The 18,744-nt window shown below is 73.0% G+C and carries 23 protein-coding genes and 1 pseudogene; 17 read left to right on the top strand and 7 right to left on the bottom strand.

Translation table 11 applies throughout. The annotated features are described in order from the left end of the window. Positions 1–21: 21 nt before the first annotated feature. Positions 22–651, bottom strand: a complete 630-nt coding sequence (locus FL583_RS31825) for a class I SAM-dependent DNA methyltransferase (protein WP_142708578.1) — start codon at positions 649–651, stop codon at positions 22–24. 38 nt (positions 652–689) lie between these two features. On the opposite strand from FL583_RS31825, the gene FL583_RS31820 reads away from it, so the two are divergent. From FL583_RS31820 to FL583_RS31805, 4 genes are read left to right on the top strand one after another with little or no spacing between them, the layout of a single operon-like run. Then, complete coding sequence (locus FL583_RS31820) at positions 690–1,079, top strand: protein-tyrosine phosphatase family protein (RefSeq protein ID WP_142708577.1); 390 nt, start codon at positions 690–692, stop codon at positions 1,077–1,079. Further along, positions 1,040–2,200 (top strand): AbrB family transcriptional regulator, encoded by a 1,161-nt coding sequence (locus FL583_RS31815; protein ID WP_142708576.1) that lies wholly within the window; start codon positions 1,040–1,042, stop codon positions 2,198–2,200. The genes FL583_RS31820 and FL583_RS31815 overlap by 40 nt, the downstream gene beginning before the upstream one ends. Before the next feature lie 39 nt (positions 2,201–2,239). Continuing rightward, positions 2,240–2,524 carry a DUF6510 family protein gene (locus tag FL583_RS31810; protein ID WP_205752645.1) on the top strand — a complete coding sequence of 95 codons (285 nt, stop codon included), beginning with the start codon at positions 2,240–2,242 and terminating at the stop codon, positions 2,522–2,524. A 27-nt stretch (positions 2,525–2,551) separates the two neighbouring features. Next, entirely contained in the window at positions 2,552–5,836 is a 3,285-nt protein-coding gene (locus FL583_RS31805) for an ATP-binding protein (RefSeq protein WP_205752644.1), read from the top strand. Positions 5,837–5,850: 14 nt separating this feature from the next. Here the strand turns inward: FL583_RS31805 and FL583_RS31800 are convergent, their stop codons facing one another. Then, positions 5,851–6,531, bottom strand: coding sequence for a hemerythrin domain-containing protein (locus FL583_RS31800; protein WP_142708574.1), 681 nt, complete (start codon positions 6,529–6,531; stop codon positions 5,851–5,853). A 224-nt stretch (positions 6,532–6,755) separates the two neighbouring features. Between FL583_RS31800 and FL583_RS31795 the strand changes: the two genes are divergently transcribed. The 3 genes from FL583_RS31795 to FL583_RS31785 are packed head-to-tail and all read left to right on the top strand — an operon-like array spanning position 6,756 to position 8,774. Beyond that, positions 6,756–7,502, top strand: a complete 747-nt coding sequence (locus FL583_RS31795; RefSeq protein ID WP_142708573.1) for a metallophosphoesterase — start codon at positions 6,756–6,758, stop codon at positions 7,500–7,502. 22 nt (positions 7,503–7,524) lie between these two features. Beyond that, positions 7,525–8,373, top strand: coding sequence for a HipA family kinase (locus FL583_RS31790; protein WP_142708572.1), 849 nt, complete (start codon positions 7,525–7,527; stop codon positions 8,371–8,373). After that, positions 8,370–8,774: a DUF3037 domain-containing protein gene (locus tag FL583_RS31785; RefSeq protein WP_205752643.1), complete on the top strand. Its 405-nt coding sequence runs from the start codon at positions 8,370–8,372 to the stop codon at positions 8,772–8,774. Before FL583_RS31790 ends, FL583_RS31785 begins: the two co-directional genes overlap by 4 nt. Here FL583_RS31785 and FL583_RS31780 read toward each other — a convergent pair. After that, positions 8,745–9,272 carry a hypothetical protein gene (locus tag FL583_RS31780; protein WP_142708571.1) on the bottom strand — a complete coding sequence of 176 codons (528 nt, stop codon included), beginning with the start codon at positions 9,270–9,272 and terminating at the stop codon, positions 8,745–8,747. The two genes, FL583_RS31785 and FL583_RS31780, sit on opposite strands and share 30 nt — an antisense overlap. 112 nt (positions 9,273–9,384) lie before the next feature. Between FL583_RS31780 and FL583_RS31775 the strand changes: the two genes are divergently transcribed. Then, positions 9,385–10,494, top strand: a complete 1,110-nt coding sequence (locus FL583_RS31775) for a sensor histidine kinase (protein ID WP_142708570.1) — start codon at positions 9,385–9,387, stop codon at positions 10,492–10,494. Then, positions 10,487–11,149 (top strand): response regulator, encoded by a 663-nt coding sequence (locus FL583_RS31770; protein ID WP_142708569.1) that lies wholly within the window; start codon positions 10,487–10,489, stop codon positions 11,147–11,149. The genes FL583_RS31775 and FL583_RS31770 overlap by 8 nt, the downstream gene beginning before the upstream one ends. Here the strand turns inward: FL583_RS31770 and FL583_RS31765 are convergent. After that, on the bottom strand, positions 11,116–11,565 hold the full coding sequence (locus tag FL583_RS31765; RefSeq protein WP_142708568.1) for a MarR family winged helix-turn-helix transcriptional regulator: 450 nt from the start codon (positions 11,563–11,565) through the stop codon (positions 11,116–11,118). The two genes, FL583_RS31770 and FL583_RS31765, sit on opposite strands and share 34 nt — an antisense overlap. 49 nt (positions 11,566–11,614) lie before the next feature. Between FL583_RS31765 and FL583_RS31760 the strand changes: the two genes are divergently transcribed. Next, complete coding sequence (locus FL583_RS31760) at positions 11,615–11,992, top strand: MarR family transcriptional regulator (protein ID WP_142708567.1); 378 nt, start codon at positions 11,615–11,617, stop codon at positions 11,990–11,992. On the opposite strand, the gene FL583_RS31755 is transcribed toward FL583_RS31760, so the two are convergent. Next, on the bottom strand, positions 11,982–12,857 hold the full coding sequence (locus tag FL583_RS31755; RefSeq protein ID WP_142708566.1) for a fructosamine kinase family protein: 876 nt from the start codon (positions 12,855–12,857) through the stop codon (positions 11,982–11,984). The two genes, FL583_RS31760 and FL583_RS31755, sit on opposite strands and share 11 nt — an antisense overlap. Before the next feature lie 57 nt (positions 12,858–12,914). On the opposite strand from FL583_RS31755, the gene FL583_RS31750 reads away from it, so the two are divergent. Together FL583_RS31750 and FL583_RS31745 are read left to right on the top strand one after the other, a co-directional pair. Continuing rightward, positions 12,915–13,787 (top strand): LLM class flavin-dependent oxidoreductase, encoded by an 873-nt coding sequence (locus FL583_RS31750; protein WP_142708565.1) that lies wholly within the window; start codon positions 12,915–12,917, stop codon positions 13,785–13,787. Between the two features lie 136 nt (positions 13,788–13,923). Beyond that, complete coding sequence (locus FL583_RS31745; protein ID WP_142708564.1) at positions 13,924–14,433, top strand: hypothetical protein; 510 nt, start codon at positions 13,924–13,926, stop codon at positions 14,431–14,433. Here FL583_RS31745 and fdhD read toward each other — a convergent pair. Then, on the bottom strand, positions 14,430–15,254 hold the full coding sequence (fdhD, locus tag FL583_RS31740) for a formate dehydrogenase accessory sulfurtransferase FdhD (protein ID WP_142708563.1): 825 nt from the start codon (positions 15,252–15,254) through the stop codon (positions 14,430–14,432). The two genes, FL583_RS31745 and fdhD, sit on opposite strands and share 4 nt — an antisense overlap. Positions 15,255–15,299: 45 nt before the next feature. On the opposite strand from fdhD, the gene mobA reads away from it, so the two are divergent. From mobA to FL583_RS31725, 3 genes are read left to right on the top strand one after another with little or no spacing between them, the layout of a single operon-like run. Further along, positions 15,300–15,920, top strand: coding sequence for a molybdenum cofactor guanylyltransferase (gene mobA / locus FL583_RS31735; RefSeq protein WP_240746881.1), 621 nt, complete (start codon positions 15,300–15,302; stop codon positions 15,918–15,920). Continuing rightward, a complete protein-coding gene (locus FL583_RS31730) occupies positions 15,917–16,174 on the top strand; it encodes a DUF6457 domain-containing protein (protein ID WP_142708562.1) in 258 nt (85 codons plus the stop codon). Before mobA ends, FL583_RS31730 begins: the two co-directional genes overlap by 4 nt. Before the next feature lies 1 nt (position 16,175). Continuing rightward, positions 16,176–16,478: an MTH1187 family thiamine-binding protein gene (locus tag FL583_RS31725; RefSeq protein WP_142708561.1), complete on the top strand. Its 303-nt coding sequence runs from the start codon at positions 16,176–16,178 to the stop codon at positions 16,476–16,478. On the opposite strand, the gene FL583_RS31720 is transcribed toward FL583_RS31725, so the two are convergent. Then, on the bottom strand, positions 16,458–16,760 hold the full coding sequence (locus tag FL583_RS31720; RefSeq protein ID WP_142708560.1) for a hypothetical protein: 303 nt from the start codon (positions 16,758–16,760) through the stop codon (positions 16,458–16,460). The two genes, FL583_RS31725 and FL583_RS31720, sit on opposite strands and share 21 nt — an antisense overlap. 196 nt (positions 16,761–16,956) lie before the next feature. Between FL583_RS31720 and FL583_RS31715 the strand changes: the two genes are divergently transcribed. Next, a complete protein-coding gene (locus tag FL583_RS31715) occupies positions 16,957–18,342 on the top strand; it encodes a T3SS (YopN, CesT) and YbjN peptide-binding chaperone 1 (protein ID WP_205752642.1) in 1,386 nt (461 codons plus the stop codon). A gap of 77 nt (positions 18,343–18,419) precedes the next feature. After that, positions 18,420–18,744: pseudogene (locus FL583_RS41210) on the top strand (hypothetical protein); the annotation flags it as partial.

Here is an 18,744-nt window from a genome sequence, read left to right as displayed (position 1 = left end):
CCGCCCATCTTGGCAGCTCTCCTACTCCTCCTTCCGCGCGAGGAGGTACGCGTAGCGGGCGGTCATCGTCTCGTCCCGCTCACGGATCAGGCGCGCGTGCACGGCCAATCCGGCCGCGGACAGCAGGTCGACGACGAGCTCCACCGGGTGCCTCAGGAAGTCGATGTCGATCGGCCGGCCGAACGCCTCGGACTTGTGCAGCGTCTCGGCGTCGGTCTGGAACACCAGCAGCACCTGGCCGCCCGGCGCCAGCACCCGCGCGAACTCGGCGAACACCGTCGGCAGCCGGTCTTCGGTGACGTGGATGATCGAGAACATCGCCGCGACGCCGGCCAGCGAGGCGTCCGGGACGTCGAGCGCGAGCATCGTGCCGACCTCGAACCGCACGTGCGGATGCCGCTCCCGAGCGACCGCGACCATCTGTGGCGACAGATCGATACCGAACGCGTCGAGGCCCCGCTCGTGCAGATAAGCGGTCTTGATCCCCGGCCCACACCCGACGTCGGCCACTCGGCCGCTGCCGACGAGCTCGGCGAACGCGTCGACGATCGCGCGGTCGACGGGGCGAGTGTCGAGCTCGTCGGCCCAATGATCGGCGCAGTCGACGGCGAGAGAGTCGTACCCGGCCCGAATCAGCTGTGGCTCAGTCACGCCGACAGAGTGCCCAGACCCCCTGACAAAATGGAGCCATGGAACTGCCGTCCGGCGCCAGAATTCGCGGTCGGCGCCTGCGTGACGCCCCTGAGACGCCGGCCGACTTCCTGCTGGCCCTCGCCCCGGGCCCGCTCCCACCCTGGCCGCACCGCCGGATCGACTGGCCCGACTTCTGGATCCCCCGCGACCGGGCCGACGCGATCGACGCGCTGGCCGAGGGACTCCGTCGCGCCCATGCGGGCGAGTTCGTCGAGGTCGCCTGCCGTGGCGGCCGGGGCCGGACCGGCACCGCGATAGCCGCGCTGGCCATCCTCGACGGCCTGCCTCCGGCCGAAGCGGTTTCCTGGGTCCGCCGCGAATACGACCGCCACGCCGTGGAAACCCCATGGCAGGCCCGCTGGCTCCGGCGGCTCGTCCAGCCCTAAAAAAACGCGCTGGCCCCGAAAAGAACCACGCTTCGCTCGGAGAAGAAACCACGCTGAGAACCTGGATCTTCGTCGCCGCCGCGACTACCGCCCTCGCCTACGCGTTCACCGCCCTCGGGCTCCCCTCCGCGACCCTGTTCGCCGCGCTACTGGTCGGCGTCGTGGTCTCGGTCCGTCCGTTCCGGTCCCGCTGGCCCGACCATCCGCCGGTCAAACTCCCGAGCCTCGCCAACCGGCTCGCCCAGGCCTGCATCGGCGTCCTGATCGGCGCACTGGTCCAGCCGAGCGCGATCGGCGCGCTGGCGAGCGACTGGCTGATCGTTCTCGCCGCCACCCTGGCCACGCTCGTGATCAGCGTCCTCGGCGGCATCCTGCTCGGCCTGCACCGAGACCTCGACCCGATCACCGGGTCGTTCTCCCTGGTCGCCGGTGGTGCGTCGGGGCTCACCGCGATCAGTTCGGAACTCGGCGCCGACCAGCGCGTCGTCGCGGTCGTCCAGTACCTGCGGGTGCTGATCATCGTCGTCGCCATGCCCGCGGTGGCCAGCGCGCTCCCGGCCGGCCACCACGGCCCCGCTCAACTGCCCACCCAGCACGGGAGCCTGCTCTTCACCGCCGTCTGCGTGACCGCCGGCCTCCTCCTGGCGAGATATCTCCCGAAAATCCCCGCCGTCTCCCTGCTCGGCCCGATGGTCCTGGCCGCCGTCCTCACCGCCACCGGCCTCTCCGCCCACGCCACCGTGCCCGGCCCCGTCGAACAGGTCGCCTACGCGCTGATCGGGCTCCAGGTCGGCCTCTCGTTCACCCGCGAGAGCCTCAAGGCCGTCCGCCGCGTCCTCCCACTGGCGATCACGCTGGTCGTCGCGCTGATCGTGGCCACCGCCGCGGTCGGCATCCCGCTGCTGAGCCTGGCCGGCGCGTCCCCGCTCGACGGCTACCTGGCCACGACACCGGGCGGCCTCTACGCGGTGCTCGCGACCGCCACCAGCACCGGCGCCGACACCACGCTGATCCTCACGGTCCAGGTCCTGCGGCTGCTCGTCATGCTGTTGCTGGCGCCCGCCGTCGCTGCCCTGCTCAGCCGAAGTAAACGCCTGCACCCCACGGACACGGACAACTGACGCTCGACGGCCGCTCCCGCACGCGGCAAGATGACCCCCGTGGAGACCGAGACCGATTACGGCTACGTCGACGGCAACGCCGCCGCCGGTCCGCTCCAGGAGCTGCTCGCGGTCGAGCCGACGACCGTCCGCGGCCAGTGCTCCACGTGCGGTCGCACGTCGATGCTCGCCGACACCCGCGTCTACTTCGGTGGGCCCGGCCTGGTCATGCGCTGTCGCGGCTGCGGCTCCGAGCTGCTCAGCCTCGTCACCACCCCGAGCGGCACCTGGCTCGACGTCAGCGGTCTGTCCTGCCTGAGCATTCCGGCCGACCCGACCGTCTGAACCCGTTCCGGGTTATGTTCTCCACTCGTGACCCCCTCGCTGTCGGTGCTCGGTCCGGTGCGGGCCACGCTCGACGGCGTCCCCGTTGACCTGGGTGGACCTCGTCAGCGGTCGGTCGTCGCCCGGCTCGCGGTCGCCGGCGGCCACGTGGTCTCGACCGACCGTCTGATCGACGACCTCTGGGAGGGCGAGCCGCCGCCCAAGGCCCTGGCCACGCTCCAGGTGCACATCTCCCACCTGCGACGCGCGCTGGAGCCCGACCGGGCCCGCCGCACGGCCGCGACCGTCCTGGTCAGCGCCGCTCCGGGCTACGCGCTCGCGCTCCCCGACGACGCGGTCGACGCCTGGCGCTTCGACGCGCTCCTCACCCGGGCCCAGGCCACCGCCGATCCGGCGACCCGCAGTGCACTGCTGACCGAAGCGCTCGACTGCTGGTCCGGCCCGGCTTACGCCGAGGCCGCGGACACGTCCTGGGCCGGTCCCGAGATCACCCGGCTGAACGGTCTGCGTCTGGTGGCCCTGGAGAGCCGGGCGGACGCCGAGCTCGCGCTCGGCGAGGCCGCAGTGCTCGTGCCGGACCTGGAACGTCACCTGCACGACCACCCCACCCGCGAGGACGCCGTCCGGCTGCTGAGCCTCGCGCTCTATCGCAGCGGACGTCAGGCGGACGCGCTGGCGACGCTGCGCCGGGCCCGCCGCCACCTGGCCGACGAACTGGGCATCGATCCCGGCCCGGCGCTGCGCGATCTCGAGTCGGCGATGCTGGCCCAGTCCCCGGATCTGCTCGCCCCAGCCCGCCCGGCCCGCCCGGCCCGCGTGGCCGCCCCCGACCCGGCTGCCCCCGCGTCCGCCACCCCCGCGTCGGCCACCCCAGCGTCCGGCGACCCCGCGCCCTCCCCGGCGGCCGGCCGCATTCTTCAGACCATCGACGGCCGGGCCGGTGCGGGCGTCGTCTGGATCGCCGGCGAGGCCGGGGCAGGCAAGACGACCCTCGCCGAGGCGATCACCGCCCACCTGCGGAGCCAGGGCTGGCAGATCGCCTGGGGCCGCTGCCCCGAGGTCGACGGCGCTCCGCCCGCCTGGGCCTGGAGCGAGGTCGTCCGCGCGCTCCCCGGTGACGCCGACCACCCGTCACTCGCGCCCCTGCTCGCCGACCGACCGGCCGAGGGCTCGGCCGGAGATGCGTTCTGGCTGGCCCGCGCGGTGGCTGCGCAGGTCACCGCGGCCGCGGAGCGCGCCCCGGTCCTGGTCGTGCTCGACGACGTCCACCGCGCCGACGGCCTCACGCTCCAACTGCTGCGCCAGATCGTCGACCAGATCGGGCCGGAGCCGGTCGTCGTGCTCGCCACCTACCGGGCCTCGGAGGCCGACGACCAGCTCGCCGCCACCCGCGCCGCGCTCGCCGTCGCCAGCGCTCACCGCGAGTCGCTGACCGGCCTCGACGACACCGGAATCGAGCAGCTCGCCCGCACCGCCGGGCTTCCGCACGTCGACGGCGAGGTCATCGCGCTGCTGCGCGAGCGCACCGGCGGCAACCCGCTGTTCGTCCGCGAGCTGGCCCGGCTGATGGCCGCCGAGGGCACCGCGGCGGCCCGCGAGACGGTCCCGACCGGCGTCGGCGACGTCCTGCGCCGCCGGATCGCCCGGCTGCCCGGTCCGTCGGTGACCGTCCTGCGTCAGGCTGCGGTCCTCGGTCGTGAGGTCGACGTCGACCTGCTGGCCGACGTCGCCCACCGCGATCCCGACGAGGTGATCGACGCCCTGGAGAGCGCGGTGCTGGCCGGGTTGCTCGACGAGCCGGCGCCGGGCCGGGTGCGGTTCGCGCACGCGCTGATCCGCGACACGCTGTACGCCGACACCCCGGTCCTGCGCCGGACCCGCCTGCACGCCGCCGCGCTGCAGACGCTGGCCGCCCAGCGGGCCGACGCGACGACGCTCGCCCACCACGCGGTCGCGTCGGCGAGTGCCGCCACGGCCGACGACGCGATCGGGTACGTCGTCGCGGCGGCCCGCGCGGCCGAGTCGCTCGGCGCACTCGGTGAAGCCGCCCGCCAGTGGGCCACCGCGGTCCGGCTGCACGACCTGTCCGGCACCCGGACCGACGCGGACCTGCTCGACCTGCTGCTCGGATCGATCTCCGCGCACGCCAGAGCCGGTGACGCGGTGACCGCGCGGGCCCAGCAGCACACCGCGGTCCGGATCGCCGTCGGGCGCGGTGACGACGACCGTCTGGTCGCCGCGCTGGCGGCCTGGGACGCCCCGCTCGTGTGGCGGGTCCGCGATCAGAGCACGGTCAGCCCCGAGCTGATCGAGCTGCTTCACGTGAAACTAGAGGACGGGAACGCGCTTCCGCGAAGCGTCCGAATCACGTTGTTGACCGCGCTGTTCCGGGAGATCGAGGGCGAGGACGACGACGAGGCGCTGCGCGCGAGCGCGGAAGCGCTCGAGCTGGCCCGGGCCGAGGGGAACCCGAGGCTGCTGTGCGAGGCGCTCAACGTGCGCACGTACCAGTCGCTCGGGCCGGACCTGGTCGAGCAGCGCGACGCGCTGGCCGCGGAGCTGCTCGACGTCGCGACCGCGGCCGGGTTGGTGGAGTACCAGGCGGTCGCGCACTGGCTGTTGTTCCTGGCCGCGGCCGCGCACACCGACCTGGTGCAGGCGAAAGCGCACGTCGACCAGGCGATCGCGCTGTCGAACAGCGGTCAGCTGGGGCACCTGGTCGGGGTGCTGGGGATCTTCTCCGGGGTGCTGCTGGTGCTCGCCGGCCGGTTCGACGAGGGCCGGGAGCGGTACGAGACGGTCGCGGCCCGGCTGGCCGAGGCGGGTGCGACGAACGGTGGGCTGATGGCGATGGTCGGCCGCTTCGCGGCCGGGTTCGCCCGCGGCGACCTCTCGCCGATGGAGGCCGACGCGATCTGGCTGCACGGCGCGCTGCCGGGCGCGCTCACCGAGGTCGTGGTCCTGATCCTGCTGGACGCCGGGCGCGAGGCGGACGCGCGGGCCGCCTGGCCGGTCCGGGCGCCGACGGTCGCCCGGGACTACTACTGGCTGGTGACCATGGCGCTGCGGGCGCACACGGCCGTCCGCCTCGGCGACGTGGCCGAGGCGACCGCCGCCCGGGACGCGCTGGTGCCGTACGCGGGCCGGGTCGCCGGGCTCGATTCCGGCACGATGCCGGTCGGCCCGGTCGACGACGCGCTGGCCGCGGTGGCCGACCTGCTCGGCGACACCACCGCGGCCGCCGCCCACCGGGCCGGCGCGGAGCGGGTCCACGACCGGGTGGCGGACGAACTCCGAGCGCTCGGTTTCTGACGCCCGCGTGGGCGTCACCCGGCGAAGACCAGGCGTTCGCGCTTGGCGAATCGAGGGACCAGCAGCTTGATCATGATCCGGATCGGCAGCGGGGCCTCGGCCCGGAGAGCGGCGTACTCCTCGGGCGTCATCGCCGCGACCACCCGGGGGGCCTCGAACGTCAGCGACGCGCGCTTCTGGATCCGCGTCTCGACCTCCTTCCAGTTCGCGACCGACACGTACTCCTCGATCACCGGGAAGACCGACACCTCCTCGTCGGCGATGTGCTCGTCGAGCAGGTCACGCAGCTCGGCCAGGCCGACCGCGAGCACGGTCGCGGTGTCCTCGCCCGGGCTCGCCGCGAATCGGATCGCCGCCGCACGGAGCTGGTCCAGCCGTGGGTCGAGCGCGCTGTGGTCGTCGGTCAGCGCGGTGAGGTCGACGTGCGGCCCGGCCGACGCCTCGATCACCGGCCACAGGATGTCGTCCTCGGCGGTGTGGTGGTGGTGCACGGAGTCGGCGAAGTCCGTCACGTACGCGGCCACCGCCTTGGCCCGGGTCGCGTCGCAGCGGGTGCGGCCGGCCGCCAGGGCCTCGGCCAGCGCGGTCAGCCGGGCCGCGTCCTCGAGCATCACGCGGTGGGCCAGCTTCATGCCGATGATGTCGGGAACGGGCTCGCCTGCGGTGCGGGGGCGGACGTCGATCGGGCGGGTCATGAGGGATTCCTTCCGGGTCGGGGTGACACCCGGAACACTGCGCGGACCCGCTTGCAGTCGGCTTGTCGTCCGCCTGCGACCGCCGTCGCAAGCGGCGACGGGCCCGGCCGGAGCGCCCTCACCGCCCCGGCCGGGCCCAACAGGCACGGGCAGCGCTCGCCGAGAGTTCATGTTTCCCGTGAAACGGCCGATCGACCGCGCCGGTCCGTGCTTCGCTGCCGCTCATGACCTTGATCGCGCACGTCAGCGACCTCCATTTCGACGGCGGCCCGCGCGCCGCCCGCCGGGCCGGCGCCGTCTTCGACTACCTCGACCGGCTCCGCCGCCCGGTCGACGCGATCCTGGTCACCGGTGACATCGCCGACCACGGCGAACCGGCCGAGTACGAGGAGGCGGCCAAGCTGTTCGCCGGGCGCGACCGCCTACTGCACTGCCCCGGCAACCACGACCGCCGCCCGGCCTACCGCGCGGTGCTGCACGGCGACCCGAGCGGCTCCGACGAGCCCATCAACCGGCTGCACCACGTCGGCGGCACCGCGCTCCTGCTCTGCGACTCGTCGATCCCCGGCCGCAGCGAGGGGCGCCTCGCCGACGAGACGCTCGCCTGGATCACCGCGACCCTCTCCGACCTCCCGGACGACGTCCCGGCCCTGGTCGCGTTCCACCACCCGCCCGTCGTGGTGCACCAGCCCTATCTGGACGCCATCAAGCTGGGCGACGAGCGGCGCCTGGCTACCGTGCTGGCCGACTTTCCCCAGGTGAGAGCCGTCCTCACCGGTCACGCGCACACCGCGGCGGCGTCCACGTTCGCGGGCCGGCCGCTGCTGATCGCCCCCGGCGTCGTCTCGACCCTGCTACTGCCCTGGGAGAGCGACCAGGTCATGGACCTCGACCTGCCACCCAGCATCGCGTTCCACGTCCTGTCCGACGACGGGCGGCTCACCACGCACTATCGGATCGTCGTCCCGTAGGCGCGGCCTAGGCTCGGGGACTGTGCTCCCCCATGTCACCGCCGTCCGCTACGTGACGCCGCTCCGCGAGGGTGGGTCGCTTCCCGGCCTGATGGAGGCCGACGACCTCGGAACCTACGTGGTGAAGTTCGTCGGCGCCGGTCAGGGCCGGAAGACGCTGATCGCCGAGATCATCTGCGGCACGCTGGCGAAAACGCTCGGCCTGCCGGTGCCCGACCTGGTCACGGTCGAGGTCGATCCCGCGCTGGCGGGTGGGGAGCCCGACCAGGAGGTGCAGGACCTGCTGCGCGCGAGCGCCGGGCTGAACCTCGGCCTGGACTACCTGCCCCGGGCGCTGGACTTCGACGCGACCGCGTTCGGCGTCGACCCGGGACTGGCCGGCCGCGTGCTCTGGTTCGACGCCCTGGTCGGCAACGTCGACCGTTCGTGGCGGAACCCGAACATGCTCTACTGGCACGGCCATCTGTACCTGATCGACCACGGGGCCACGCTGACCTTCCACCACAACTGGCCCGGGGCGGCGAAGTCGGCCGACCGGCCCTACGACGCGTCCCAGCACGCGCTGATCGCGTGCGCTCCGGCCGGCGGCGAACCGGCCGCCCTCGACGCGGCCGACGCTGCGCTGAGTCCGCTGGTGACGGAGCAGGCCCTGCGGGCCGCGGTGGACGAGGTCCCGGACGTCTGGCTGGCCGACGAACCCGGCTTCGACTCGGTGGACGCGGTCCGCGAGGCCTACGTCGGCCGGTTGCAGGCCCGCCTGGACGCCCGCCCGGCCTGGCTCCCGCCGCTGGTCGAGCAGGCCGCCACCGCCCGCGGCACCCGCCGTGGCGTGGCCTCGCAGCGTCCGGCCTGGCTGGAGGGGTCGAAGTGACGGCCGCCGGGGCGGCTCAGCGGCACGTGTTCGAGTACGCGGTGTTGCGGGTGGTGCCGCGGGTCGAGCGGGGTGAGTCGATCAATGCCGGGGTGCTGCTCTACAGCCGCCCGCTCAGCTACCTCGGCTCCCGCGTCCACCTGGACCGCGACCGCCTCCGGGCGCTCGACCCGGCCGCCGACCTCGACGCGATCGAACGGGCGCTGCAGGCGGCCGCGGAGACGTGTTCGCCCTCGCCCACCGGTCCGGCGGGCGAGGACGACATCGGACGCCGGTTCCGCTGGCTCACCGCGCCCCGGAGCACGGTGATCCAGCCCGGGCCGGTGCACACCGGCCTCACCAACGACCCGGACGCCGACGCCGAGCGCCTCCTACGCGTCCTGGTGCTGCCGGTCACGTGACGGCCGGGTCACCGCGATCAACAGCAGGTGGCACACCGTGCAGATCAGCGCGCCGTCGATGTAGTGGCAGTACAGCGCGCCTACGTAACCCGGGCCGCCCCAGGCGTTCGCGGTGAAGTTCGGATCGAGCCCGGCGATCACCTGGGTCCCGATCCGCCAGGCCAGATACGCCTCAAAGAACAGCAGAAACGCGACGGCCAGACAGCGCAGCAGACCGACCGGACCGGCGACCGAGCGGAACGTGGCCAGGACGCGCTGGCTGGTCGCCCGGGCCAGCGGCGCCAGCACCACCCGCCACCCGTACGGACTCCGACGAGCGGCCAGCACGAACCAGACGACGACCACCGCGGTGATGATCAAGTGCGGAATCCAGGCGGCGGTGCCGTCGACGTGGGCCTTCTCCGGCGAGCGTCCGTAGAGGGCGAAGCCGCTGAGCAGCCCGGCCGCGAGAGAGACGCCGGCGACGACGAGGGCGGGACGAGAGAGTCGAGGAGTCATGCCGTCGACCCTGGCGCCGGGCGGCCGTCGAGGCGTCGCACCAGGTGGTGATCAGTGCCGTCATTCTCTGGAGTGACGACCCCCTACCAGGGTGCTCATTAGCGTCGATCGCATGAGGAAGCCGAACATCGGGCTGATCGACGTCGCCCTGGCCGTGGGCAGCTTCGTGCTCTACACGGGGCCGATCCTGGCCGGAGCGGCGTCGGGTCACGGGCCGACGGCGGCGATCGTCGGGCTCGGGCTGCTGGCGGCCGCGCCGCTGGCCCTCCGGCGCCGTGCCCCCGTGCTGGTGCTGGCCGCGGTGTCGGCCGTGCTCATCGTCGGCGCGCTGAGCGACGTCCGCTTCACGTTGTACGTCAGCAACGCCGGGCCCGCGCTCGTCGTCGCCGTGCTGACGGTGGCCGACCAACTGCCGTGGCGGCGATCGCTGGCGATCGCCGGCGGAGCGGTCGCCGCGGTGACCGCGAGCGAGCTGATCGCGATGGCGATCCACCCCGGTACCGAGCAGGACGCGGTCCAGCTGGTCCTGGCCATCCCGGCCTGGCTGGCCGGGTACGTCGTGCAGACGCGGCGGCAGTACGAGGAGCGGCTGCGGGCCGAGGCGGACCGCCGGATCCGGGCCGAGGAGCGGCTGCGGGTCTCGGCCGACGTGCACGACATCGTGTCGCACACGCTGAGCATGATCGCGGTGCGGTCCGGGGTCGCCCGGGTGGTCCTCGATCAACGGCCGGACGAGGCGCGCGCCGCGCTCGGCGCGATCGAGACCGCGAGCCGGACCGCGCTCGACGAGCTGCGCACGGTGCTGAAGTCGGTGCGCGACGAGGATTCGGTCGACGCCCCGACGCTGGCCGACCTGCCCGAGCTGGTCGAGCGCCTGCGCGCCGACGGCTACGACATCGTGCTCCACGTCGGCGCGGTGAGTGCGCCGCCGCTGGTCGAAGAGTCGGCCTACCGGGTGGTGCAGGAGGCACTGACGAACGTGGTCCGGCACGCCGGCCACGTCCCGACCACGGTGGACGTGACCTGCGACGACGATGAACTCACGGTCTCGGTCGTGAACTCCGCCGGAGACCCGCAGCCGCCGCGGAAGGGCGCCGGCTTCGGACTCGTCGGCATGAGGGAGCGGGCCGCGCTGCACGACGGGACCCTCGTCGCGGGTCCCCGGCCCGACGGCAGCTTCGCGGTCGTGGCCCGGTTCCCGACCGGGGCCTCTCGTGGCTGACCCGATCCGCGTCCTGATCGCCGACGACGAGGCGCTGATCCGGGCCGGGTTCCGGGTGCTGCTGGAGGCCTCACCCGGCCTGACCGTGGTCGGCGAGGCGGCCGACGGGGCCACGGCCGTCCGCCAGACCCGGGCGCTCCACCCGGACGTCGTGCTGATGGACATCCGAATGCCGGTCATGGATGGGCTCGAGGCCACCCGCTACGTCGTCGACGACGCCCGCGTCCTGATCGTCACCACGTTCGGCGAGGACGCGCACGTGTTCGCGGCGCTGCGCGCCGGGGCGAGCGGCTTCGTCCTCAAGGACACCCCGCCGGAGGGCCTGGTCGCCGCGATCCGGGTGGTGGCCGAGGGCGAGGCCCTACTGACCCCGCGGGTCACGACCCGCCTGGTGGCGGAGTTCGTCCGGCGGTCGGCCTCCCGCCCGGTCACCTCCGCTCCGGCCGGTCTGGACGAGTTGACCGAACGCGAACGGGAGGTGCTGGTCCAGGTCGCGGCGGGCAAGTCGAACGCGGAGATCGCCGAGCACTTCGTCGTCAGCCTGAACACCGTGAAGACGCACGTCAGCCGGTTGCTGTTCAAGCTGGCGGCGCGGGACCGGGCGCAGCTCGTGGTGCTGGCCTACGAGAGCGGCCTGGTCGTTCCCGGCAGCTGAGCGACGAAGCTGGTCAGCAGGCGGGCGAACGTGGCCCGGTCGTCGTCGGACCAGCCGGACATCGCTCCGTCGAAGACGTCCCTCCGGTAGGCGTGGATGTGCTCGGCGGCCGCGCGGCCCTGGTCGGTGCGTTCCAGCCGGGCTCGGCGTCCGTCGGACTGGTCGGCGACCCGGCGGATCAGGCCGGCCTCGACGGCCGCCGCGACCAGGCGGCTGGCCCGGGGCTGGTCGACCTGGAGGGCGGTCGCCACGGTGGTGACGGTCGCCGCGTCGGCTTCCGCCTCGACCACGTCGAGGACGTCGTAGATCGGGTCGTTCGGGCGGCCGGCGGCGTGGGCGCCGGCGAGTGTGCGGCGGGTCGCCCGGCGCCTTATCGCGACCATCGCTCGCTCGATCTGGTGCAGAGGCTCGTCCATCGAGTGCATACTCTCATACAACTAGTTGTCTTATTACATGGAGATGGCGATGGAGCGACCGATCGGGTACTGGGTGAAGAGCGTCGACCGGCTGATCGACGAGTCGTTCGATCGTGCGCTGGGAGCACGGGGGGTCGGGCGGCGGCACTGGCAGGTCCTGAACCTGCTGGCCGAGGCACCACGGTCGGAGGATGCGCTGGAGGCTTCGCTCGCGCCGTTCGGCCTCGGATCGGCGCTCGCGGACCTCACCCGCTTGGGGTGGGTGCAGGGTTCGTACGCGCTGACCACCCTGGGCGAGGACGCGCTCGCGGGCCTGCGCGAGGAGGTCGGCGCGCTCCGCCGTCGGACGACCGACGGCCTGTCCGACGACGACTACCGGACGACGGTGGCGACGCTCCAGCGGATCACCGAGAACCTCAGCGCGTGATCGTCCGAGCCGCGGCGACGGTCTGGGCCGCGTACCCGGCTCCGAACAGGACGCAGTGGACGAGCAGGGGGTGGAGCTGGTGCATGCCGACGCGGTCGCGCCAGCCGGGGGCCAGCGGGGTCGCTTCCTGGTAGGCGCCGAGGATGCGGTCGAGGTGAGGGGCGCCGAACAGTTGCAACATGGCCAGGTCGGTCTCGCGGTGACCGGCGTAGGCCGCCGCGTCGATCAGCCACCAGGCCTCGACGCCGTCCACCCGGCCCGGTAGGAGGTTGCCGGACCAGAGGTCGCCGTGCAGCCGGGCCGGGGGCTCGGGGGGTCCGGCGTTCTCGGGGATTCGACCGATGGCCGCCTCGATCGTGGCCGTGTCGGCGGCGGAGAGTGCTCCGGTGTCGCGGGCGAGGCGGAGGAACGGCAGGCACCGATGTTTCACGTAGAACGTCGGCCAGTCTGGTTCGGGGGTGTTCGGGAGGGGGAGCGTGGCCAGTACTCCGTCGGCGTCGGCGCCGAAGAGGGCCGGCCCGGTGGTATGCAGGGCCGCGAGTTGGCGTCCGAACTGTTCGGCGCCGTCGGCCGTGGCCGGGCCGCGTTCGACCCACCGCGTGACCAGCATCTCCGGGATCGCGGTCAGCACGTCGGGCACGGCCGCGACGCCGGGCTCGGCGAGCCAGCGCAGCGAGCGTCCCTCGGCCGGGAGCCCGTCGTCGGGCTCGGCCGCGACCTTGGCGAACAGGTCGGTGCCGTCGTCGAGCGTCCAGCGTTCGATCCGGCCGCCCTTCGCGCCGCCGAGCGGGGTGATCCGGATCCGTTGGTGCTCGACCAGCCGCGGGATCGTCTCCGGGTGGGTCCGTAGGTACTCGAGGTCCACGTCGCCGACCGTAGGCCCTTGACCTCAAGTGCGCTGCAGGTCGGAGAGTGCTGGGTCATGGAACTGGGAGTGATTCTTCCGCGGGAGTTGGATCTGGCGGTGGCCGCCGCGCACGCCGAAGACGTCGGGCTGGACAGCGTCTGGCACGGCGATCACCTGGCCACCGGGTCGCCGTCGCTCGATCCGACGGTCGCGTTGGCGGTCGCGGCCGCCGTGACGTCGAGGATCAGGGTCGGCGTCAGCGTGTTCGTGCCGGCGATCCGGCCGCTGGCGCTGGCGGCGAAGCAGGTGGCGAGCCTGCAGGTGGTGGCGGGTGGCAGGCTGGTGCTCGGGATCGGGTCCGGTGGTGGGGCGGCGCAGTTCGCGGCGGCCGGTGTTCCGTACCGGGAGCGCGGGCGTCGGACGGACACGGCGCTGCGGTTGTTGCCGGATCTGCTGGCCGGGCGTCCGGTGTTCCTCCCCGACGAGCGCGCCGAGGTGAGGCTGACCCCGGCGGTGCCGAGGCCGCCGTTCTGGGTGGGAAACGCGTCGGAGGTGGCGATCCGCCGGGCCGCGACCTTGGGCGACGGATGGTTCCCGAGTGTGATCGAGGCCGACGAACTAGCCGCCGGCGTCCGCCGCCTGACCGAGCTCGCCGGCGGCGGCGGTCTCGGGGGCAGCGGCGGGCGGCCGGTGGTGGCGATTGGGGCTACCGGCATGCTCGGGGACGGCGGGCCGACCGCCGCCGAGATCGGCGCTCGGCTGAGCGCGGCCTACGGGCACGCCCCGGAGCGGGCCGCGAAGATCCCGATCACCGGCTCGCCCGCCCAGGCCGCCGAACGCATAGCCGAATACACCCGAGCCGGAGCGACTCACCTGGTCATCGGCTTCGCGGCCGGCGACTGGCGACGCCAGTGCGAGCTCCTGGCCGAGGCCGGCCGCTTGCTATGAGCATCCGTGACGATCTCGAGGTGCGCCGCCTGCCGCCATCGACCGCCGCGCGCCGTGCCAGTCGCTCTCCCCGAGCGCGCGACCGTAATGATCAAATGCGCGACTTGCGAACGGCGTTCGCGCTAGCGTCCGGGCCATGGCACGGGCTTGGGCCGTCGGAGGGGCGGCCGCGTTCCTCGCGCTCCTGCTCTACGAGAGCGCGCTCGCTTGGGTGACCACAAATGGTCCCGACGTACTCCCAGCGCTGTTCCTGCTCCTGTCCTATGTCGTGATCGGAGCTGCCACCGGGCACGCCGCGGTCTCGCTCACCGGTCGCGCACAGCGGGCCTGGCCGGCCGTGCTCGTCGTCGCGGTCACGGCCGCCGCGCTCATCGGCTGGGGCCACGACGCGACGCTGCTCCACCCCGCGCTGCCCGCGATCCCGGCCGCGCTCGGTGGCGGCGTCTGCACCGCGGTCGGCGGCTGGCTCGGCCTGGTCCTCCCGAACGACTACCTGTCGGCGGCTCCCCGCTCGGTACTCGCGCAGCTCACGACCGTCGAACTGCGACCGCGACGCAAGAAGCACGCCGAGCAGGCGTCCACCAAGAAACGGAAGCCGCCGACGACCGGACCGGTCGACGGACCGGAGATCCTGGAGATCGGTTAGAAGACGAGCCGTTGCTCGCCGGTGTAGACGTTCATCGTCTCGCCGCGCAGGAACCCGACCAGGGTCAGCCCGGCCTCGACCGCCAGGTCGACGGCCAGCGTCGACGGCGCAGAAACCGCCGCCAGCGCCGGAACCCCAGCCATCACCGCCTTCTGCACCAGCTCGAACGACGCCCGCCCCGACACCATCAGCACCCGCCCGGTCGCCGGCGTCGAACCCGCGCGCAGCGCCGAGCCCAGCACCTTGTCGACCGCGTTGTGCCGGCCGACGTCCTCGCGGACCTCGATCAGCTCGCCGTCGGCCCCGGCCAGCGCGGCCGCGTGCAGCCCGCCGGTGCGGTCGAAGACGCGCTGAGCGGCGCGCAGCCGGTCGGGCAGCTTGGCCAGCACGTCGACGCCGATCCGGAACGGGTCCTCGGCCACCGAGAACGCACTCTGCGTGCGCACGGCATCGATCGAGGCCTTGCCGCAGATCCCGCACGAGCTGGTCGTGTAGACGTTCCGGGCGATGTCCGGCGACGGCGGCGCCACTCCGTCGGCCAGGGCCACGTCGAGCACGTTGTAGGTGTTCTGACCGTCGGGGCCGGTGCCGGTGCAGTAGCGCGCTCCGGCGACCTGCGAAGCCGACGTGATCACGCCTTCGCTGAGCAGGAACCCGTGCACGAGGTCCACATCGTCACCGGGCGTCCGCATCGTGACCGCGTACGGCTGGCCGCCGACCCGGATCTCCAGCGGTTCCTCGGCCACGAGCGTGTCGGGCCTTCTGGTCTGTTCCGAGCCGTTCACCCGAATTACCGGCCGGCGCCCGGTCACCCTGCCCATGGCGTCCTCCTTGCGGTCGACAGTATGCAGCGTACGTTGAGATCCGTGGATCCGTACGGGGCGCTGGTGCTGGCCGGTGGTCAGGCCCGGCGGCTGGGCGGTGTCCACAAGCCCGGCCTGCTGATCGCCGGCGTCTCGCTGCTCGACCGCGTGCTCGCCGCCGTCGCCGATGCGGCGCCCCGCCTCGTCGTGGGTCCGCCGCAGCCGGCCCCGGCCGACGTGCTGGTGGTGCGCGAGAACCCCCCGGGCGGTGGCCCGGTCGCGGCCCTGGCCGCCGGTCTCAATGCTTTGGTGGACGTCTCCCAGCAGCCGATCACCTGGCTGGCGCTGCTGGCCGGAGACCTGCCGTTCCTCACCCCGGCGGTGGTGTCGTCGCTGCGTGCGGCGGCCGCGTCGACCGACGGAGCGGTGCTGGTCGACGGTTCCGGACGGGACCAGTACCTGGCCGGGGTGTACCGGCTGTCTTCGCTGGCCGGCGCAGTCTCCGAGCAGGGAACACCGGGCGGGGCGCCGCTTCGCCGGGTGATCGGACGCCTCTCGCTGGCCCGGGTTACGGCCGCTCCCGGCGGGGCACCTCCCTGGCTCGACTGCGACGATGCCGACGACGTCCGGATCGCCGAAACGCTCGCTCGGGAGACGTCCGAATCGAAGGAGGCAGACGGATGAGCACGCTGGACGACTGGGTGGCCGCGGTCACCGTGGACCTGGGCCTGGAAGGCCCGGTGGACCGATCGCTGGTGCTGGACCTGGCTCGGGACGTCGCACACGGGGTCGCCCGGCCGGCCGCGCCGCTGACCACCTACCTCCTCGGCCTGGCCGTGGGCGCGGGAGCGGACCCGCGGGAGGCCGCGGACAAGATCGCGGCGCTGGCCGAGGGGTGGGACCCCGACCGCGTCTCCGACACCGTCCTGGAGGACTGACGTGATAGTGGCGTTCTCGGTCAGCCCGATGGGGACCGGCGAGTCGGTGGGCGAGGCGGTCGCGCGCGCCGTCCGGGTCGTCCGGGAGAGTGGTCTGCCAAATCACACCGACGCGATGTTCACGTCGATCGAGGGTGAGTGGGACGAGGTGATGGACGTCGTGAAGCGGGCCTGCGAAGCCGCCGGCGAGGGGGCCGGGCGGGTCAGCCTGGTGCTCAAGGCCGACATCCGCCCGGGCGTCACCGACGGCCTGACCAGCAAGGTCGCGACCGTGGAGCGATTCCTAGATACCGGCGCTGACTAGCCAGTGGTCGCCGCTCTTCACGAGCGTGAAGCCGTCACCGCTGCTCACGTCGGGCGCGGTGTGGTGCGACGTCTTCGTCGTCGTCTTCTTCTTGCCGTCCTTGTCCTTCTTGGTGACCCTGGTCTTCGTCGTGACCTCGAGGTCGCCGTCGCGGACCCGGGCGGTGGAGCCGTCGACGTACTCGGACAGCGCCGTCCGAACGTTGCTCTCGTCCGACGACGAGCAGCCGGTGAGCATCGTCGCCACCGCAGCCGCCGTCAGGAGAGCGCCCCCTAACCGCATGACTCTCATTACTCCTTCACCAGTGGGTTCCGTGTCCGATCCCGCACGAGTGTGCGGTGAAATCGCGAGGGAAGGATTGTTGAGTCAGCCACGCGTCATACCCCTGGTCGGGTCCAGTGGTCTGATGGGCGCTAGGAGAGGCCGCACTAGGGTGGCGGGGCGCACCCGTGTGGGGACGTGTGAAACAGGAGGCGCCATGCCGGGATTCGACTGGTCGCGAGTGCCGTCCAGGCTGGCCGCCGAACTAGCGCGCGAACTCGCGCTGGAAGAGGCGGGCAGTCCGGCCGCGGCACTGAGCGCCACGTTCGGACCGGTGCCGCGCGCCGATTTCGTCCGAATCGCCTGGCCGGTGCTGCGTGACGGCTGGCTGACCAACGACGCCGACGCCCGCGCCGACGTGGTCGCCGGCCTGCGGGCCGCCGGCCTGGGCGACCACGAAACGCCCCCTCGCGGTCTGGACGCCCAGCTCGCCTACCTGCGCGGATGCCGGAACACCGGACGGCTGCGCCGGGTCGTGCTGGAGCGGTTCGTCGAGCTCGGGGACTCCTCGGAGACGTCGTCCGTGCCGATCATCGAGCCGTTGCCGCTGCCAGAAGACCCGACGACCGTCGACCTGGGTGCGAAGGTCGAGGCGGCCTGGGCCGAGCTGCGGACCGCGCTCGCCGGCGCCCTGCGGGAGCTGGAGCTCGGGACCCAGCTGACCCTCACCCTCGACCCGACCGCGGGCGGCACCGGCGACGCGACCTACACGGTCGAGTTCGTCATGTTCGACGAGAACCTGCTGCACGCCGAGGCCGTCGGCAACGCGGCGCTCCCGCCCGGGCACCGGCTCGACCGGCACGCGATCGCCGACCTGGTCGCGCTCGGCTGGTCGCCGCCCGGCGTCGTCGACGGCACGACCGACAACTTCGGCCTGCAGATGCCGACGTCCGACGCCGGCCGGTTGGCCGCGATCGCGATCCGGACGCTGCGGGAGGTCTACGGCACCCCGCACCCGGCGTTCCTGACGTACTCGGCGACGGCTCTCGAAGGCGAAGTGGAGCTGCCGCCGTTGGGGGCGGCCCGGCGGGTGCCCGGAACCGGTGTGGCGTCGGCTCCGGCCGCACACGACCCGTCGGCTCCGCTGCCGGATCGGGTGCGGGCGGTCGTGTCCGAGCTGCTGGCCCGCCCGGTGGACGAGTTGCCGGTGGACGCCGACGGCGACATCGCGATCCGCAGCGGGTCGGCGATGGTGTTCGTCCGGATCACCGACGACCCGCCGCTGGTCGAGGTGTCGTCGCCGGTGTTGACCGAGGTCCGGGCGACGCAGCGGCTGTACGAGCGACTGTCGGCGCTCACCAAGACGCTGCCGGTGGGGCGGCTGTACCTGGAAGACGACACGGTCTGGGCCGCGGTCGCGGTGTTCGGCACCGACTTCCAGCCGACGCACCTGTCGACGGCGATCCGGGTGATGACCGGGCTCGCCGACGTGCTCGACGACCGGTTGCAGGGCGACTTCGGGGGCAAGGTGTTCTTCGGGGAGGCACTGCCGGAGCGGCGCGAACCGGGGACGCACGGGGAGCGGACCGGGATGTACCTGTGATGTCGGCCTTCCCGGTGCGCGGTTTCGTCGGGGGGCTCTGGTAGTAACTCCCCCAAGAACGCTTTGGAGGAGGCAGGATGCCGACCACCCGCAGCCGAGGGCTGTCCACTGCCGACCTCGACACGCTCCGCACGCAGGTCGAGGCCGGACGCAAGCCCAAGGTTCAGTTCACCTCGGCCGCCGGGCAGGTGGCCGGGCAGATCGGGCAGGTTGTCCGGTTCGACGATCCGTCGTCCGACGAGTGGGTGGTGGTGCGGTTCGGGCGTGACGAACTGCCGTTCGCGCCCACTGACCTGCAACTCGCGCCGAAGGCCGCGCCGCGTCCGAAGGCGTCCGGGAAGGCGTCCGCCGCCGTGGCCGACGCGTCGCCGGCGGCCGACGCTGCGCCGGGTGGCGGGTCGG

This window comes from Cryptosporangium phraense, from assembly GCF_006912135.1.
In the GTDB taxonomy this organism is placed as follows: Bacteria; Actinomycetota; Actinomycetes; order Mycobacteriales; family Cryptosporangiaceae; genus Cryptosporangium; species Cryptosporangium phraense.
The sequence above is the reverse complement of the archived record's forward strand: the minus strand, read 5'-3'. Positions and strand labels throughout refer to the sequence as shown.

Coding starts and splice junctions, on each gene's coding strand:
- FL583_RS31820 (WP_142708577.1), top strand. CDS start 690: ATGGAACTGCCGTCCGGCGCCAGAATTCGCGGTCGGCGCCTGCGTGAC.
- FL583_RS31815 (WP_142708576.1), top strand. CDS start 1,040: ATGGCAGGCCCGCTGGCTCCGGCGGCTCGTCCAGCCCTAAAAAAACGC.
- FL583_RS31800 (WP_142708574.1), bottom strand. CDS start 6,531: ATGACCCGCCCGATCGACGTCCGCCCCCGCACCGCAGGCGAGCCCGTT.
- FL583_RS31795 (WP_142708573.1), top strand. CDS start 6,756: ATGACCTTGATCGCGCACGTCAGCGACCTCCATTTCGACGGCGGCCCG.
- FL583_RS31780 (WP_142708571.1), bottom strand. CDS start 9,272: ATGACTCCTCGACTCTCTCGTCCCGCCCTCGTCGTCGCCGGCGTCTCT.
- FL583_RS31775 (WP_142708570.1), top strand. CDS start 9,385: ATGAGGAAGCCGAACATCGGGCTGATCGACGTCGCCCTGGCCGTGGGC.
- FL583_RS31765 (WP_142708568.1), bottom strand. CDS start 11,565: ATGGACGAGCCTCTGCACCAGATCGAGCGAGCGATGGTCGCGATAAGG.
- FL583_RS31760 (WP_142708567.1), top strand. CDS start 11,615: ATGGAGCGACCGATCGGGTACTGGGTGAAGAGCGTCGACCGGCTGATC.
- FL583_RS31750 (WP_142708565.1), top strand. CDS start 12,915: ATGGAACTGGGAGTGATTCTTCCGCGGGAGTTGGATCTGGCGGTGGCC.
- FL583_RS31745 (WP_142708564.1), top strand. CDS start 13,924: ATGGCACGGGCTTGGGCCGTCGGAGGGGCGGCCGCGTTCCTCGCGCTC.
- fdhD (WP_142708563.1), bottom strand. CDS start 15,254: ATGGGCAGGGTGACCGGGCGCCGGCCGGTAATTCGGGTGAACGGCTCG.
- FL583_RS31730 (WP_142708562.1), top strand. CDS start 15,917: ATGAGCACGCTGGACGACTGGGTGGCCGCGGTCACCGTGGACCTGGGC.
- FL583_RS31720 (WP_142708560.1), bottom strand. CDS start 16,760: ATGCGGTTAGGGGGCGCTCTCCTGACGGCGGCTGCGGTGGCGACGATG.
- FL583_RS31715 (WP_205752642.1), top strand. CDS start 16,957: ATGCCGGGATTCGACTGGTCGCGAGTGCCGTCCAGGCTGGCCGCCGAA.